Below are 16,043 nucleotides of genomic sequence, written 5' to 3' on the forward strand. Positions count from 1 at the left end.
CGGGAACCGCCGGGCCCGGAGGCGGGACACGTGACTACAGGTACAGGCCGGTGCCCCGCTCGGGGGCCTCCTTGGCGATCGCGTGCACATCCCGCTCGCGCAGGATGATGTACCGCTCGCCGTTCAACTCGACCTCGCCCTGCTCCTCCGGGTCGAACAGCACCCGGTCCCCGGTCTTGACGTGCCGGGCACCGGTCCCGGCACCGACCACCTCACCCCAGGCGAGCCGGGTGGCCAGCTTCACCGTGTCCGGAATGACCAGACCCGCGCTGCTGCGCCGCTCGCTCTTGTCAGGGACCGTCTTCACCAACAGGCGGTCGTGGAGCATCTGGATTTCTAGCTTTGATTCGGCCACCCGTCCAGGGTATTCGCCTCCGGCGGGGAGTCGCCGCCCCCACCACAGGGCACGGGGCCGCCCCCCTGGCTCAACCGTCCCTTAACCTCCGGTACAGTATTTCCATCGCCGACCGGGGCAACCGAGCGGCGCACCAGGGGCTATGGCGCAGTTGGTAGCGCGCCTCCATGGCATGGAGGAGGTCTGGGGTTCGAATCCCCATAGCTCCACGAACTCGGGACGACCCTGCTCGGGGGCCTTCGGCCGCCTCGCCGGGTCGTCCTTCGTGTTCACCGGGGGGAGACCCCGGTCCCCCCGAGGCGCCCCCCTGCGGCCGGGCCGCGGTGATCGGCGGGGTGGCAGCAGCGGTTTCTTGCATCGCGGGGCTTCGCCCCGGGGGTTGCAGTCGGGTCACCCGTGTTCCACTCGGTTCTGAGGCGACCCTGCCCGCGCGTTGGACGCGCTCGCAGGGTCGTCTTCGTCGTGCCCGCCGGGGGAGACCCCCGCCCGCCGAGTACCCCCCGGGGCGGGGGCCGCGTGCGTCGGGGCGTTCGGCGGCGGGGCCTCTTTCACCGCGTACGGGCTTCGCCCGCGGGATGACGGTGCCGGGTGTCCTCGTGACACCGGAGGGCCCCGTGTCCCCGGGGTGGCCGACTCGTTCCGGAGCGGGCCCCGGCGTACGGCCGGGCGTCGACCGTCCGTAATGCAACCGATTGCAGTGATCGGGTACCCGATTCCAATATCGGCGGGGGCCGACAGGAGAAAACGCAGGACAGAGCCGCCGGAGGGCGGTCCGGCGCTATGAGGGCCTGCAAACGGTTGCAGTAACCCCCCTTGACTTGGAAAGCGCTTTCTTTAATCTCGGTGACACACATCACCACTCATCCACGAGGAAAGGGGAAGCGGTGAAACGGTTGATCGCGCGTCGCTTCATGTCGACGCTGGCCGCCGCGACCATGGTCGCAGCAGGACTGACGCTCTCGGTGTCACCCTCGGCCGCCCAGACCGGTAGCGCCACGGGCTATGCGACCCAGAACGGCGGCACCACGGGCGGCGCGGGCGGACAGACCGTCCGCGCCACCACCGGCACCCAGATCCATCAGGCGCTGTGCAACCGCCCCAGCACCAGTACCCCGATCATCATCCAGGTCGAGGGCACCATCAACCACGGCAACACCACCAAGGTCTCGGGCACCGGCTGCGACACCGCCGCCGACGTCATCGAGCTCAAGAAGATCAGCAACGTCACCATCGTCGGAGTCGGCAGCGGGGCCGTGTTCGACCAGCTGGGCATCCACATCCGCGAGTCCAGCAACATCATCATCCAGAACGTCACCGTCAAGAACGTCAAGAAGTCCGGCTCGCCCACCTCCAACGGCGGCGACGCCATCGGCATGGAGGCGGGTGTCCGCAACGTCTGGGTCGACCACGTGACCCTGGAGGCATCGGGCGGGGAGTCGCAGGGCTACGACGGCCTGTTCGACATGAAGAACAACACCCAGTACGTCACCCTCTCCTACAGCATCCTGCGCAACTCCGGGCGCGGCGGCCTGGTCGGGTCGAGCGAGAGCGACCTGTCCAACGGCTTCATCACGTACCACCACAACGTGTTCCAGAACCTCGACTCGCGGGCTCCCCTGCTGCGCGGCGGCATCGCGCACATGTACAACAACCACTACGTCGACATCGCGCAGTCCGGGATCAACTCCCGGGCCGGGGCTCGCGCCAAGGTGGAGAACAACTACTTCGAGGACTCCAAGGACGTCCTGGGCACCTTCTACACCAACGAGCGCGGCTCCTGGCAGGTCGCGGGCAACATCTTCGACAACGTGACCTGGTCGAGCCAGGGCAGCGAGAACTACCCCGCCGGCCCCGACCCGCAGTCCACCACCTCGGTGAGCATCCCCTACCCCTACAAGCTCGACGACGCCGGGTGCGTGCCGGGGATGGTGCAGCAGATCGCGGGCGCGGGCAAGGGCAACCGGGTCTCCGACGGGAACTGCCGGGCGGAGAACCCGACCGACCCGGGTCCGACCGACCCCGACCCGACCGACCCCGACCCGGGTCCGACCGACCCCCCCGGCGGGACCAACCTCAGCATCGGGGCCGGCGCCGACGGCTCCAGCAAGGGCGGCGGCACCAGCTACGGCAACGCCGTCGACGGCGACGCGAGCACCTACTGGTCCCCGAGCGGCTCGACCGGCCGCATCTCGGTCAAGTGGGGCTCCGCCACCAGGGTCTCGGCGGTCAACATCCGCGAGGCGGCCGGGGCCACGGGCAACATCGGCTCCTGGCGGGTCGTCAACAACGACACCGGCGCCGTCCTGGCCACCGGAAGCGGGGCCGGTGTGATCACCTTCTCCCCGACGACGCTGAGCAAGATCAACTTCGAGATCACCAGCGCGAGCGGAACGCCGCGCGTCGCGGAGTTCGAGACCTACGCCAACGGCTAGGTTCTGTTTTTTGAGTGCCGTCCTGTTCCGCGGGGGTGTGTGAGGCGCCGGCGGGGTTCTGCAGGCCCGGAGGGGGTGTCCGGGGAACGAGGACGTTCCCGTGGGGCCGAGGGTTCCCGCCTTCCAAAGGCGCCGAACGCGAACCGAAGCGGAGCGGAGGTTCGAAAAAACACGGCCTAGGCCGACCCGTCGCCGGCCCGTCCGTTCTCTCGGACGGGCCGGCCGCACGTCGGGACCGTCCCACGGTCCGGGGCGAGGCTCCTCAGGAGGGGGCCAGGCCCTCGTAGTAGGACCGCTGGGAAGGGAAGTAGGCACCGAACTCCGGCGGCGCGGCCCCCGAGCGGGACGCCGCCAGCGCGTCGAGGTAGTACTCCCAGCCGGGCCCGACCGATCCCAGGTCGGTGTCCGGCTCCAGGTGGTGGACGAACGTCAGCGTCGTCGTGTCCCCCTCGGACGCCAGACGCACCTCCAGGCGCCAGGATCCGTACTCGTCCTCGCTGCTCACGGCCAGCAGCCGGGGCGGCTCGCAGGCGTCGATGCGCAGGTCCCCCTCCGGCGCCCCCTCCTCCAGGGTGAGGCGGTAGCGGACCGTCCGCCCCGGGCCGGGCTCGCCGGTCCAGGAGGCGAACCAGAGCGCGGTCCGCTCCGACTCGGTGACACTCGCCCACACGTCCCGGACCGGTGCACGGAAGGTGCGGGTCAACACCAGGTCCCGCCCCGTGTCGGTGGTCACCAGGCGCCCGGTCGGTTCAGGTCTCATGGGGGCGAGGATAACCGGCCGGTGCGACGATTCCGATGAGGCCGCCCCGGGGCGCGGGCGGCCGCACGGCTTTCGGAGAGACCGGCCGGCGCGACGATTCCCCGGAATTTCCCCGGACGTTCGAACGGTGTGCGGGCGGTGAACGGGTGGCGGCCGGAATCGGTCACGGAAGAATGGCGTGAGCCGGCAATTCCCGGGAGGGAAATGAGAAACCGCAGTTCACGAGGCCTCCACCACTTTCGTCGGTAGTGCCACCACCACTCCCGGGGTGGGCGTGGGTGGACGATGAATCGGGAGGCGGCACCCTCGAATGCGACGGTCCGCGCATCTAACGTCGTAAGCCTCAAAAGAATCCCTCGATCCGACGGAGGATCATGATCACGGCGGGCCCCCGGACCGCGCCTCCCCCGGCGCCTCTGCACTACGAGGAGCAGGAGTGGAACGGCCTTCGACTGCTGGCGTACGACGACACCGGTGACGGTCGGATCGTCGAGGCCCTGGGCGATGTGGCGACCGCCGACCACATCGTCGTCCTCGTTCCGGGGAACGACAATTACCTGGGTAATTACTTCGATCCGAGCCGCCCCACCCGCCCCCGGGTGAACGGCAACACGCTGTTGAGGACCATGGGCTCCATCGCCCGTGGAGAACGTTTCGCCGTCGTGGTGTGGATGGGCTACGACACCCCCCGCGGATTCTTCGAGGGCGCCATGCGCGGCCCCGCCCGGCAGGCCGCCCCCGACCTCGTCCGGCTCACCCACTACCTTCCCGGACACGCCCACATCACCCTGGTCGGGCACAGCTACGGGACGGTGGTGTGCGGACTGGCGCTGGCCGAGGCCCGCGTCGACGACTGCATCGCACTGGGCAGCCCCGGCATGGGCGGCTCCTCCACCGCGGACCTGCGCTACTCGGGGAACCTGTGGGTCGCCCAGGGACGCGAGGACTGGATCCGCTTCTTCCCGCGCGGCCGCGCGGGCGACCTCGGCCACGGCCCCACCCCGCTGCGGCCCGGCTTCGGGGCCCTGCGCATCGAGACCGGCGACATCCCCGGCCACTGCGCCTACTACACCGAGGGCAGCGAGTCGGTGCGCAACATGGCCCGGATCGGGCTGGGCCGCTACGAGGAGGTCACCCTGGTCGACCCGGTGTCCCGCACCCCGCTGCCGCGCCCCGTCGTCCCCTCCCGTCCCGTCCCGGCGCAGCGGGAGGAGATCGCCCAGTGACCGGTACCGGCGCACCCGTGATCCTCGCCGAGGGGGTCCGCAAGACCTACCCGTCCAGGAGCCGGCCCTCCCTGGACGGATTCGACCTGGCCGTGCACCCCGGAACGGTGCACGCCCTGCTCGGGCCCAACGGGGCGGGCAAGACCACCGCCGTGCGGGCGATGTCCACCCTGGTCCGCTTCGACGAGGGACGGGTCCGGGTGGCCGGGCACGACGTGGCCTCCCAGAGCCGGCGGGTGCGCGAGCGCATCGGCCTCACCGGCCAGTACGCGGCCCTGGACGAGGTGCTCAGCGGACGGCGCAACCTGGAGATGTTCGCCCGTCTGCACCACCTGCGGCCCGGGGCGGCCAGGGCCCGGGCCGCCGAACTGCTGGGGCGGTTCGGCCTCACCGACGCCGCCGAGCGCCCGGTCCGCCACTACTCCGGCGGGATGCGCCGCCGGCTGGACCTGGCGGCCAGCCTCATCCTGGACCCGCAGGTGCTGTTCCTGGACGAGCCCACCACCGGCCTGGACCCGCGCAGCCGCGCCGAGGTGTGGCGGGCGGTGCGCGACCTCGTCGACCGGGGCACCACCGTGCTGCTCACCACCCAGTACCTGGAGGAGGCCGACCGGCTCGCCGACACGGTGTCGGTGATGGAGGCCGGGCGGGTGATCGCCGAGGGCCCGCCCGAGGAGCTCAAGCGCAGGGTCGGGGGCAGCCGGGTGGAGGTGGTGGTCTCCGACCCCTCCGAGCTCGACAAGGCCGTGGAGGTGCTGGGCCGTGTGTGCGGGACACCGCTGGACGCCGACCCGGACACCCAGACGGTCCGCGCCCCCGTGGGCGGGCGCGGCAGCGAGCTCGCCAAGGTGGTGCGGGCCCTGGACGAGGCCGGGCTGGATGTGGAGGACATCGCGCTGCGCAGGCCCAGTCTGGACGAGGTCTTCCTCAGCCTGACCGGCCGCCGCACGGGCGAGGACGGGTCCGCCGGGGAGGCTGCGTGATGAACACGATGGCGAGGCGCCTGGGCTGGGCGCTGTCCGACACCGGGGTGGTGGCCCGCCGCTACCTGTCGCACCTGGTGCACAAGCCCGACGAGCTGATCGGCACCCTGCTCATCCCGGTGCTGGCGGTGCTCCTGTTCGGGTTCGTGTTCGGCGAGACCATGGGTGCGGCCGCCGGGGTGGACGACTACCGCGACTTCCTGATGCCGGGCCTGTTCGCGCTGACGATGGCGTTCGGCATCGGCAACACCACCATCGCCGTGGTCTCCGACGCCGGGCGCGGCGTCATCGACCGCTTCCGAACCCTGCCCATGGCGCCGTCGGCGCTGCTCGCCGGACGCAGTGTCTCCGACGTGGTCGCCGGGGTGGTGGACCTGGCCGTGCTGGCCGGGATGGGCCTGCTCATCGGGTGGCGCTGGAACGAGGGGTGGCTCTCGGCGCTGGCGGCCCTGGGGCTGCTGCTGTGGCTGCGGCTGGCCTTCACCTGGATCGGCATCTACCTGGGCCTGGTGGTGCGCAGCCCGGAGGCGGCCATGAAGTTCTTCTCCCTGGTGTTCCCGCTGGCGATGGTCGCCGACACCTTCGTGCCCACCTCGAGCATGCCCGGCTGGCTGGCGCCCCTGGCGGAGTGGAACCCGCTGTCGGCGACGGTGATCGCCGCCCGCGACCTGTTCGGCTCGCCCGGGGTGGTGTCCGACTCCTGGGTGGCCCAGAACGCGCTGCTCATGGCGCTGGTGTGGCCGCTGGTACTGCTGGCGGTGTTCGTTCCGCTGGCGGTGCACCGCTACCGGGCGGCCGCCCGGTAGCGGGCGTGTCCGACGCGGCGTCCGCGGCTCCGGGGCGCGCAGCGGCGGAGGCCGGGGCCCGCGGGGGCGGCCGCGTTCCTCACGGGTGCGCGTCCACGAAGGCCCGCAGGCCGGGGTCGTCCGAGACCAGGCGCTCCATCTCCTCGCCGCCGTCGCACCGGCACAGCGACACCGTCACCTCGGTGTCCGTCCGCGCCACCACCCGCCACACGCCCCCGTGCTCCTCCCAGCGCCGCAGGACCTCGACCGGATCCGTCATGGCGTACCGCCTCCCCGCCGTTCTCCGGGCGGTGCGGTGGAATCGCGCACCACCAGTGCCGGGGCCAGGACCTCGTGCCGGTCCCCGGCGCGGCCGCCCATGCGCTCCCACAGCAGCTCGGTGGCCAGCCTTCCCATGATCGCGCGCGGCTGGTCCACACTGGTCAGCCGGGGCCGGGTCACCTCGGCCAGCGACGTGTTGTCGTAGCCCACCACCGACACCTCCGCCGGGGCGTGGTCCAGCACCGCCAGCGCCGCCAGGTCGTTGACGGCGAACACCGCGCCGGGCCCGCGCGCCAGCAGCTCGGCCGCCGCCCGCTCCCGGTCCGCGCCCACCGGATGTACCAGCACCTCCCCGCCCAGTCCGGCCTCCTCCATGGTCCGCCGGTACCCGGACTCGCGCGAGCGCGACGACGGGCTGCCGCTGCCGGACAGGTGCCCGATCCGGGTGTGGCCCAGCTCCAGGAGGTGCCGGACGGCGGCCCGGGCCCCGGCCTCGTCGTCGTTGGCGACCGTGTCCACCCCCGGGGCGAACTCCTGCGGCCGCCCCACCATCACCACCGGCACCCGGCGCGCCGCGTCGGCCAGGGCCGCGGGCCCCACCCAGGAGCTCACCACCACGACCCCGTCCACGTTGAGCTGGAGCAGCGAGTCCAGCTGGTGTTCCAGCCGCTGCCGGTCGCGGCGGCCGTGCGCCAGCAGCACCGTGAAGCCGCGGCTCTCGGCGGCCTCCTCCACCCCCGCCACGACCTCGGTGTGGTACGGGTTGGCCAGGTCGGTGAGCAGCACGCCCAGGATCATGGTGCGGCCCTGCACCAGGCCGCGGGCCAACCGGTTGGAGCGGTAGCCCAGCCGGTCGGCGGCGGCCAGGATGCGAGCCCCCGTCTCCTCGCTCACCCCCGGATCGCCGCGCAGCGCCAGGGACACGAGGGATTTGGACACCCCGGCGGCGGCGGCCACGTCGACGATGGTGGGGCGGCGTCCGGGTCGGATTCCTGTCACAGCGACCATTGTGTCCCGGATCGGAGTCGTCCATCCCCCGTCGGCTGGAACGTTCCAGGCGCGTTTCCCGACCGGCCACCGGATGTCCTTCCCCCGGCTCCGGCCCGTGCCTACCGTCACCGGTGAACGCACCTTCCCGGGCCGCCGCGGCGGGCCCCGACCGGCTGGAGACACCTTGGACCCGATCCCCGCCCTGCGCCGACGCCCCGACGCCCTGCTGCTGGACTTCGGCGGGGTCGTCTTCCAGACCCGCAAACTCCCCGAGGGCCGCGACGCCGTCGCCCTGCACCTGCGCGAGACCCTGCTGCGCGCCGGACACGACGTCCCCGCCGCGGACCTGCGCGCCTCCCTGGACGCGGGCCTGGCCGCCCTCAAGGACTGGAAGAACGCGGCCGGGCGCCGCCGCACCCCCCGCGAGCTGACCCACCGCGAGATCTGGACCGACTTCCTCGCCTCCGACCTGCCGGACCCGGTCCGGGAGACCCTCGCGGGCAGTGCGGGCCCCCTCCTCGCCGACATGTCCACCCTGCTCTCCGAGCACCGGCTCCGCCCCGGTGTCCGCGACCTGCTCGACGCCGCCCGCACCCTGGGCGTGCGCGTCGGCATCGTCTCCAACGCCCACTCCGGCCGAGCCCACCGGTCGCTGCTGCGCGAGGCCGGGCTGGAGGACCGGATCGGCGTGCAGGTGTACTCCGACGAGGTCGGCATCCGCAAACCCCACCCGGAGATGATCGCCCTGGCCGCCCGCGCCCTGGGCACCGCCCCCGAACACTGCTGGTACGTCGGCGACACCCAGGACCGCGACGTCGTCGCCGGGCGGCGGGCCGGCGCGGCCGCCGTCGTCCTCACCCGACACCACCACACCGACTCCCCGCCCTACCCGGTGCGGGAGAGCGCCGACGCGGTCTTCGACACCCCCGAGGGCCTGGTGGACCCGCTCTGGCACAGCCGGCCCGAGCAGGCCGCCGACCTCGTCCCCGCCCCGGCGCGCCCCGCCGGGCGGGACACCGCCGCCGACGGCCCGGTCCGGGTCTCCCCGCCGCGGGCGCACGGACCCGCCGCCGTGCTCCGCACCCCCGGCCCCGACGGCCCCGGCGCCCTCCTGCTCGACCAGGGCGGGGTCATCGCCGTCTCCGACGCCACCCCCGACGTCCAGCGCGACTTCGCCGCCTCCCTGGCCCGCCGCCTGGACCGGGTCGGTTACGCGACCACCACCGAGGCCGTCCTGGCGATGGTGCGCACCGGCCGCGACCGCTACCGCGCCTGGAAGGCCGAACACGACGAGGACGGGCCGATCCCCGAGATCACCCCCCGCGCGTTCTGGCACGACATGGTCGGCCGCGACCTGCCCGAACGCGCCCGCGCCTTCCTGTACGCCGAATCCGCCCAGCTCACACTGGAGTACGCCGACTCCAAGAGCCTGGCCAGGATGCGCCCCGGGGTGCGCGAGGTCCTGGAGCACTGCGCCGATCGGGGCATCCCCGTCGCCGTCGTCTCCAACACCGTGTGCGGGCGCGCCGTCCGCGACGAACTCGACCGGTTCGGCATCTCCCACCTCATCGGCGCCCACGTGTACTCCGACGAGCTGGGCCACCGCAAACCCGACCCCGCCACCGTCCGCTCCGCCCTCACCGCCCTGGACGCCGACCCCGCGCGGGCCTGGTTCGTGGGCGACAAGCCCTGGCGGGACACCGCCGCCGCCCGCCGGGCGGGCGTGGGCACCGCGGTCATCGTGCGCGGAGGCTCGGCCTCCGACGAACGCATCGACGCCGCGCGCGACGGCGACGACCCGCTGCTGCGCCCCGACCACGTCATCGACGAGACGGGCGACCTGCTCGGGCTGTGGACGGGCGCCCCCGCGCCCCTCGCCGCCACCTGAGCCGGGCCGCCCACCGCCCCCGTGCAGTCACCTCCCCATCCCCCGCCCCGAAAGGTCCACGCACCATGACCGCCACCCCCCGGCCCGCCGCCCTCCGGGAACCGTCCCGGCCCCCGGAGCTCAACTCCGGACAGAAGCTCATGGTCTTCGTGTTGTCCATGACGCTCTTCGGGCTCGCCAACATCCTCACCGAGGTCCTGCCCGAGGTCCGGATCGGCCCGGTCGAACTGTCCGTCTCCTACCTGGCGTTCGTCCCGGTCGTCATGGCCTCCCTCTTCCACCCCCTCTACGCCGCCCTGGGCGCCCCGCTCGGCGAGATCGTCTTCGTCGACCTGCTCATGGGCGACTTCTCCGGCATCGGGGAGCTGGAGGGCTACCTCCAGATGTTCCTGGGGGTGTACATCGCCGGATGCCTGGTCCGCGACCCGCGCCGCCGCGGTCAGCTGTTCCTGGCCGGGGTCACCGTCGTGGTGGTCGACAAACTGCTGTCGGCCCTCGTCGACATCGGCAAGGTGATGGTCGGCGTCGAGGACGCCGAGTTCGTGCCCGGCCTGCCGGAGTCCATCCTCGTGCTGGAGGGGGTCGGGTTCACCACCGACCTGCTCATCAGCGGGGTGCTGTTCGGCGCCCTGCCCGCGATGGCCCTGGCGCCCCGCCTGTACGGCAAGATCGAACCCCTGCTCGGCCTGGCGCCGCGCGACCCCGCCCGCCCCCACGCGCTGGCCGAGCGCGGCACCGGCGCGTTCCTGCTCCTCGCCCTGGTGCTGGCGTTCGTGTCGATGATCGCGGCGTTCACCTCCGAGATCTTCGACAACTTCGGGGTGTGGGAGCCCGACTTCATCGACCGGTACGGGCGGCGGTTCCTGTGGATCGGGGCGTCGGCCGCGGTCATCGTGCTGGCTGCCGCGGTCATGTCGGTCCGGTTCGTCGTCCACTCCCGCCGCGAGCGCGCCGCCCAGGGCACCGGCTCCGCCGGGAGCACGGGGGAGGAGCGGTGAGCGGCGGCGACCCCGGCGCACCCGCCGTCGAGATCCGGGGGCTGCGCTTCCGCTACCCCGGAGCCGACGCCGACACCCTCACCGGTGTGGACCTGAGCATCGAACGCGGCGACATCACCGCCGTCATCGGCGGCAACGGCTCCGGCAAGACCACCCTGTGCAAGACCTTCAACGGGCTCGTCCCGCACTACTGGTCGGGCTCCTTCGACGGCACCGTGCGGGTGTGCGGCACCGACACCCGTACCGCCTCCGTGGCCGCCCTGTCCCACCTGGTCGGATACGTCTACCAGGACTTCGGCAACCAGCTGGTGCGGCCCACCGTCCGGGACGAGGTGTCCTTCGCCCCGGTCAACTTCGGACTGGACGACCACGCCGAGCGCACCGAGGAGGCCATGGAGCTGCTCGGCGTCTCCCACCTCGCCGACCGGTTCACCTGGCAGCTGTCCGGCGGGCAGCAGCACCTGGTGGCGCTCGCCTCCGTCCTGGCGCTGCGGCCGGAGGTCGTCGTGGTGGACGAACCCGTCGCCGAGCTCGACCCGGCCCGCGCCGAGCGGATCTACGAGGCGCTCACCGACCTCAACGCCCGGCTCGGCACCACCGTGGTCGTCATCGAGCACCACGCCGAGTTCGTCGCCCGGTACGCGCGCTCGGTGGTCCTCATGGCCGACGGGGCGCCGGTGTGGCACCTGCCCGTGCGCGAGGCCCTGGAACGCCACGAGGAACTCGACCGGCACGGCATCCCCGCCCCGCAGATCGCCCGGGCGGTGCGCGCCCTGGCCCCGGACGCACCCCTCCCGCTCACCGTCCCCGAAGCGGCCGAGGCGTTGCGCGGGGTGCCCCTGGGCGGGTCCGCCCCGGCGCCGGCGGCACCGCCGCCGGGGGAGGCGGTGGCCGAGCTCGCCGGGGTCCACCACGGGTACCGGGAGGTCGGCGGAGGCCTCACCCCGGTGCTGCGCGGCGTCGACCTCACCCTGCGCGCGGGCGAGCGCGTCGCCCTCGTCGGCGGCAACGGGGCCGGGAAGTCCACCCTGCTGCGCCTGCTCACCGGCCTCAAGGTGCCCCGCACCGGGACCGTCCGCGTCGAGGGCACCGACACCCGCACCGTGCGGCCCGCCGACCTCGCCGACCGGGTCTGCCACCTCTACCAGCGGCCCGAGCAGATGTTCCTCAAGGACAACGTGCGCGAGGACATCGCCATGTTCCCCCGGGCGCGCGGCGTCCCCGACACCGACGCCCTCGTCGACGCGATCCTGGAGCGCATCCGGCTCACCGGCCTCGCCGACCGGGACGGGCGGCTGCTCTCCGGCGGCCAGCAGCGCCGCGCCACCCTCGGCATCGGACTGGGCGTGCGCCCCGCCCTCCTGCTGCTGGACGAGCCCACCTCCAGCCTCGACACCGCCAGCCGCGACGCCGTCATCGCCATGCTCGACGCGCTCGCCGACACCATCCGCTGCACCGTCGTCGCCACCCATGACATGCACCTCGTCGCCACCTGGGCGCAGCGGGTCGTGGTCCTGGACGGCGGACTGGTGGCCGCCGACACCGACCCGGCGTCGCTGTTCGCCGACCCGGGCCTCATGGCGGCCGCCGGGCTCGTCCCGCCCCAGGTCGTCCGGCTCGGCCTCGAACTGGGCCTGGAACCGCCGCCGCTGACCGTGGCCGACCTCCTCGGCCGCAGCCCGGCCACCACCGGACGGAGGACGGCCGATGGCCACCGTTGAACGCCGCCGCGACCGCAGGGAGAGGGACACCCTCTCCGTCGAATGGGTCAAGCTCGAACTCCTGCGCACGGCTTACGCCACCCGCGGCGGGCTGCTCGCCTCCCGCGACCCCCGGTTCGTCATCGGGTGGTACCTGGTCTTCGCCGTGGCGCCCTGGCTCACACACGACCTGACGGTGCTCACCGGGCTGTTCCTGGTGTGCGCGGCCGCAGTCGTGCTCAGCCGGGTCGGCCCGCTCATCCTCGGGCTGTTCGTCATCGGGTTCGTGCTGGAGAGCGTGTACGTGCTGGCCGCGTCCTGGTTCTTCGGCGGAGACCTGGGCACCGTGCTGGCGCTCACGGAACTGACGCTCAAACTCGCCACGGTCAGCCTCGCCAGCATGGCCGCCTTCGTCTCCCTGGACCCCGAGAAGCTGTCCGACGCGCTGCTCGCACTGCACGCGCCCGCCATGGTCGCGTTCGGGGTGAGCTACGGATACCGGATGCTGCCGGTGCTCATGGAGGAGTTCCACACGGTCGTCGACGGCCACCGGCTGCGCGCCGCACCGCCGCCCCCGCCGGGCTTCCTCGGGTGGCGGGCGGCCGTGCGGCTGGCGACCACGGTGGTGGCCGCGTTCTACCCGCTCATGCTCAACACCGCCAAACGCACCCGCACCACCGTGGAGGCCCTGGAGACGAAGGGGTTCACCTACGCCGCCGAACACCCCGCCGGGCGCCGCATCCGCCTGGCGCACCTCAGGGCGGACCGGTGGGACGTGCTGCTCATCGCCGTCACCCTCCTGCTGGTCGCGGGCTGCTTCGCGCTCGGACAGGCCTATCCGCTGCCCGTGCGGGTCCGCTGACCCGGGTGTCGGGCGGTGTGGGCCGCCCGACACCCGCCGCCGGTCACGGCACCCCCCGAAATCCGATAGACTCGACCATGTCGACGGGGAGACCCGCCCGACTCCCACAAGGGGCTATGGCGCAGTTGGTAGCGCGCCTCCATGGCATGGAGGAGGTCTGGGGTTCGAATCCCCATAGCTCCACTCGACTCTGAGACGACCCTGCTCGGGGGCCTTCGGCCGCCTCGCAGGGTCGTCTTCGTTGTGCCTGCCGGGGGGAGACCTCCCGAACCCCCCGAGGTGACCCCATGTGGCGGGGGAGGCGTTCAACGGGCCGGTGTGCGGGCGCTTCTCCTGCATCGCGGTGCGGCTCTGCCGGGGGATCCTGAGGGCGCGGGGGTGTGCGGCCGTCCTCGGTCGTTCAAGGGCGGTTCTTCCAGGCCTGTTCGAGGATCCGCTTCGCCCGTCGCAGGTCGCCGCGCCCGGTGCGTCGGATCACCACGCAGACCAGGGGGCTCAGGAAGCGGTCGCCCCCGGTCAGGGTCACCCGCTCGACCACGTCCACCCGGCACGAGTCCGCGTCGACGGCGGCCACCGAGCGACCGCCCTCGGCGACCCGCCACGCGAACCGGATCGCGGGGAGTTCGACGCGATCCTGCGGAAACCGCTCGCGGTCTTGGACGAACGCACGCCGAAGCCGACGTGAGCGTCAGGTGCGGGGCTCCAGGACGACGACGGCGGTGGGGCGGGTGCGCAGGGCGGCGAAGCCGTCCAGGTTCTCCTGGAGGGCGCGCCAGCGGTCCCAGAGGCGGGCGCGCTCGCTCCCCGTGGCCTCGCGGGCGCGGACCCGGCGCGGGGGCTCCCCCGGCGGTTCGACGGTCGCCTCGGGGTGGGCGCGGAGGTTGAGCCACCACGCGGGTTCCTCCTCGGCCCAGCCGTTCATGGCGATCCCGGTGAGGTTCGGCCCGTCCTCCATATAGGCGATGATCACGCTGCGCTCGCGGCCCGTGCGCCGGCCGGTGGTGGTCAGGCGGAGCGTGCCCCAGCGGGTGCTCTCCGGGCGCCAGGTGCCGACCCGGCCACCGGTGATCCGGTAGAGCGCGCGGTGGACGACCCAGGCGGACCGTACGAACCACCGCGGGGGGACTTTCGCCGGTCGTTCGGTGAGCTCTGACATGGCCTGGTCCCTTCGTGGCGTCGGCTTTCAGCGTAGGCGGCGCGGTTCCGGGGCGGTATCGACCGAAAGGCGGACCCGGGCCTCCTCCCACGGGAGGAGCGGGTCCGCCCCGCGTCACCTCCCGGCCGCGGCTTCGGGCTCCTTCGCGGAGGCGGGGATCCAGCGCAGGGCCAGCGCTGCCAGGCCCAGGGCGAGCAGGCCGCCCGCCGCGACGGTGACGTGCAGGCCCGTCACGAACGCCTCCCGGGCCGCGCCGGCCGCCCCCGGCGTCCGCAGCGCCTCGTCCAGGGAGCCCGCGGTGCCCGGCTCCAGCAACCGGAACACGAACGCCGCCAGCGACCCCAGCAGCGCGATCCCGAGCGCGTGCCCGATCTCGTTCCCCGTCTCGGCCATGGCCCCTGCCGCACCCGCCCGCTCCTTGGGCACCGCCGACACCGCGATGTCGGCCACCAGGCTGAACGAGATCCCGTAGCCCACGCCGGCGGTCATCGTCGCCGCGACGTACGGACCGACCCCGCCGTCCGCGGCCAGCGCCAGCAGCAGGAGCAGCCCCGCCCCCATGGAGGCGTGCGCCAGGACCAGGGCCGCCCGCTCCCCGATCCGCCGGACCAGGAAGGGGGTCGTGACGGAGCTCAGGGTCAGCACCGCCGCACCCGGCAGGGCGAGCAGCGCCGCCGTCAGCACCGGCAGCCCCAGCACCGACTGGAGGTACAGCCCGGTCAGGTAGATCGACGCGGCCCAAAGGACCAGCGTGGACGCGCTGGTGACGATCGCGATGGCGAACACCCGGTCGCGGAACAGGCTCAGGTCCACCAGCGGGTGTTCGAGCGTGCGCTGGCGCCGCACGAACCACACCAGCAGTGCCGTCCCCGCGACACCGGTGACGGCCACGGCGGTCGAGACCCCGTGTGCGGCGAGCCCCTTCACCGCGTACACCGCCAGCAGCAGCCCGCCCGCCGACAGCGCCACACTGGCCGCGTCCACCCGGCCGGGGCTGCCGCCCCTCACCTCGCGCAGCACCAGCGGGGCCAGGACCAGGAAGGCCACCACCACGGGGACGTTGATCAGGAACACCGACCCCCACGGGAACAGGCTGAGCAGCATCCCGCCCACGAGCGGCCCGATGGCGAACCCGGCCGCGAACGTCGCCGCGAACACCCCGATCGCCTGAGCCCGCCGCCGCGGGTCGGTGAACAGCTCGCCGATCACCGCCAGCGAGGACGGCAGCAGCGTCGCCCCGCCCAGCCCCATCAGCACCCGGAACCCGATGAGCACCTCCGCCGTCGGGGACAGTGCCGCCCCCACCGACCCGGCGCCGAACACCGCGGCCCCGATCACCAGCAGCCGCAGCCGCCCGTACCGGTCTCCCAGGTTGCCGAACGCGATGAGCAGCGAGCCCACCACGAAACTGTAGGAGTCCAGGATCCACAGGGCCTGGTCGGCCGAGGGCCCCAGGTCGGCGATCACCCGGGGCATCGCCAGGTACAGCACCGACGCGTCCATCGCCACCAGCAGCACCGGCCCCAGGACGACCAGCAGGCCGAACCAGGTCCGTGCGGACGTTCTCTCTCGGTTCATCGTGTCCATGGCCGCAACGGTGCCGCCGCGCCCGCCCCGCGGACCAGA

The 16,043-nt window shown here is 73.0% G+C and carries 15 protein-coding genes and 2 tRNA genes; 10 read left to right on the top strand and 7 right to left on the bottom strand.

All coding sequences use genetic code 11. From position 1 onward, the window contains the following. Nucleotides 1-34: 34 nt before the first annotated feature. On the bottom strand, nucleotides 35-328 hold the full coding sequence (locus tag ACSUPR_RS23535) for a GroES family chaperonin (protein ID WP_220565614.1): 294 nt from the start codon (nucleotides 326-328) through the stop codon (nucleotides 35-37). A 163-nt stretch (nucleotides 329-491) separates the two neighbouring features. Between ACSUPR_RS23535 and ACSUPR_RS23540 the strand changes: the two genes are divergently transcribed. Both ACSUPR_RS23540 and ACSUPR_RS23545 read left to right on the top strand, forming a co-directional pair. Then, a tRNA-Ala gene (locus tag ACSUPR_RS23540) sits at nucleotides 492-564 on the top strand. Between the two features lie 675 nt (nucleotides 565-1,239). Continuing rightward, a complete protein-coding gene (locus tag ACSUPR_RS23545; RefSeq protein ID WP_436886898.1) occupies nucleotides 1,240-2,787 on the top strand; it encodes a pectate lyase family protein in 1,548 nt (515 codons plus the stop codon). Nucleotides 2,788-3,049: 262 nt separating this feature from the next. Here ACSUPR_RS23545 and ACSUPR_RS23550 read toward each other — a convergent pair whose 3' ends face one another. Next, nucleotides 3,050-3,547 carry an SRPBCC family protein gene (locus ACSUPR_RS23550; protein ID WP_436886899.1) on the bottom strand — a complete coding sequence of 166 codons (498 nt, stop codon included), beginning with the start codon at nucleotides 3,545-3,547 and terminating at the stop codon, nucleotides 3,050-3,052. A gap of 374 nt (nucleotides 3,548-3,921) precedes the next feature. Here ACSUPR_RS23550 and ACSUPR_RS23555 point away from each other — a divergent pair, with 374 nt between their 5' ends. Genes ACSUPR_RS23555 through ACSUPR_RS23565 form a run of 3 tightly spaced genes read left to right on the top strand, consistent with a single transcriptional unit; the run spans nucleotide 3,922 to nucleotide 6,562 of the window. Then, nucleotides 3,922-4,773, top strand: a complete 852-nt coding sequence (locus ACSUPR_RS23555; protein WP_436886900.1) for an alpha/beta hydrolase — start codon at nucleotides 3,922-3,924, stop codon at nucleotides 4,771-4,773. Beyond that, nucleotides 4,770-5,756 (top strand): ATP-binding cassette domain-containing protein, encoded by a 987-nt coding sequence (locus ACSUPR_RS23560; protein WP_436886901.1) that lies wholly within the window; start codon nucleotides 4,770-4,772, stop codon nucleotides 5,754-5,756. Before ACSUPR_RS23555 ends, ACSUPR_RS23560 begins: the two co-directional genes overlap by 4 nt. Further along, nucleotides 5,756-6,562 (top strand): ABC transporter permease, encoded by an 807-nt coding sequence (locus ACSUPR_RS23565; RefSeq protein ID WP_436886902.1) that lies wholly within the window; start codon nucleotides 5,756-5,758, stop codon nucleotides 6,560-6,562. The genes ACSUPR_RS23560 and ACSUPR_RS23565 overlap by 1 nt, the downstream gene beginning before the upstream one ends. A 79-nt stretch (nucleotides 6,563-6,641) precedes the next feature. Here the strand turns inward: ACSUPR_RS23565 and ACSUPR_RS23570 are convergent, their stop codons facing one another. Further along, nucleotides 6,642-6,821 carry a hypothetical protein gene (locus ACSUPR_RS23570; protein WP_436886903.1) on the bottom strand — a complete coding sequence of 60 codons (180 nt, stop codon included), beginning with the start codon at nucleotides 6,819-6,821 and terminating at the stop codon, nucleotides 6,642-6,644. After that, a complete protein-coding gene (locus ACSUPR_RS23575; protein ID WP_436886904.1) occupies nucleotides 6,818-7,822 on the bottom strand; it encodes a LacI family DNA-binding transcriptional regulator in 1,005 nt (334 codons plus the stop codon). Before ACSUPR_RS23575 ends, ACSUPR_RS23570 begins: the two co-directional genes overlap by 4 nt. Nucleotides 7,823-7,997: 175 nt before the next feature. Between ACSUPR_RS23575 and ACSUPR_RS23580 the strand changes: the two genes are divergently transcribed. The 5 genes from ACSUPR_RS23580 to ACSUPR_RS23600 all read left to right on the top strand — a co-directional run bounded on the left by ACSUPR_RS23580 (nucleotide 7,998) and on the right by ACSUPR_RS23600 (nucleotide 13,444). Next, the gene (locus ACSUPR_RS23580; protein WP_436886905.1) at nucleotides 7,998-9,701 is read left to right on the top strand and encodes an HAD family hydrolase; all 1,704 of its coding nucleotides are present in this window, start codon (nucleotides 7,998-8,000) and stop codon (nucleotides 9,699-9,701) included. 65 nt (nucleotides 9,702-9,766) lie between these two features. Beyond that, nucleotides 9,767-10,699: a cell division protein FtsQ gene (locus tag ACSUPR_RS23585; protein WP_436886906.1), complete on the top strand. Its 933-nt coding sequence runs from the start codon at nucleotides 9,767-9,769 to the stop codon at nucleotides 10,697-10,699. After that, complete coding sequence (locus ACSUPR_RS23590; RefSeq protein ID WP_436886907.1) at nucleotides 10,696-12,420, top strand: ABC transporter ATP-binding protein; 1,725 nt, start codon at nucleotides 10,696-10,698, stop codon at nucleotides 12,418-12,420. The genes ACSUPR_RS23585 and ACSUPR_RS23590 overlap by 4 nt, the downstream gene beginning before the upstream one ends. Then, entirely contained in the window at nucleotides 12,407-13,261 is an 855-nt protein-coding gene (locus ACSUPR_RS23595; protein ID WP_436886908.1) for an energy-coupling factor transporter transmembrane component T family protein, read from the top strand. The genes ACSUPR_RS23590 and ACSUPR_RS23595 overlap by 14 nt, the downstream gene beginning before the upstream one ends. Before the next feature lie 110 nt (nucleotides 13,262-13,371). Further along, nucleotides 13,372-13,444, top strand: a tRNA-Ala gene (locus ACSUPR_RS23600). 217 nt (nucleotides 13,445-13,661) lie between these two features. Here the strand turns inward: ACSUPR_RS23600 and ACSUPR_RS23605 are convergent. The 3 genes from ACSUPR_RS23605 to ACSUPR_RS23615 all read right to left on the bottom strand — a co-directional run bounded on the left by ACSUPR_RS23605 (nucleotide 13,662) and on the right by ACSUPR_RS23615 (nucleotide 16,004). Beyond that, nucleotides 13,662-13,835, bottom strand: coding sequence for a hypothetical protein (locus ACSUPR_RS23605; RefSeq protein WP_436886909.1), 174 nt, complete (start codon nucleotides 13,833-13,835; stop codon nucleotides 13,662-13,664). Nucleotides 13,836-13,949: 114 nt separating this feature from the next. Continuing rightward, a complete protein-coding gene (locus ACSUPR_RS23610; RefSeq protein ID WP_436886910.1) occupies nucleotides 13,950-14,417 on the bottom strand; it encodes a nitroreductase/quinone reductase family protein in 468 nt (155 codons plus the stop codon). Between the two features lie 114 nt (nucleotides 14,418-14,531). After that, the gene (locus ACSUPR_RS23615; protein ID WP_436886911.1) at nucleotides 14,532-16,004 is read right to left on the bottom strand and encodes an MFS transporter; all 1,473 of its coding nucleotides are present in this window, start codon (nucleotides 16,002-16,004) and stop codon (nucleotides 14,532-14,534) included. Nucleotides 16,005-16,043 lie beyond the last annotated feature (39 nt).

The sequence above is a fragment of the Nocardiopsis dassonvillei genome, from assembly GCF_964273065.1.
Taxonomy (GTDB): domain Bacteria; phylum Actinomycetota; class Actinomycetes; order Streptosporangiales; family Streptosporangiaceae; genus Nocardiopsis; species Nocardiopsis dassonvillei_B.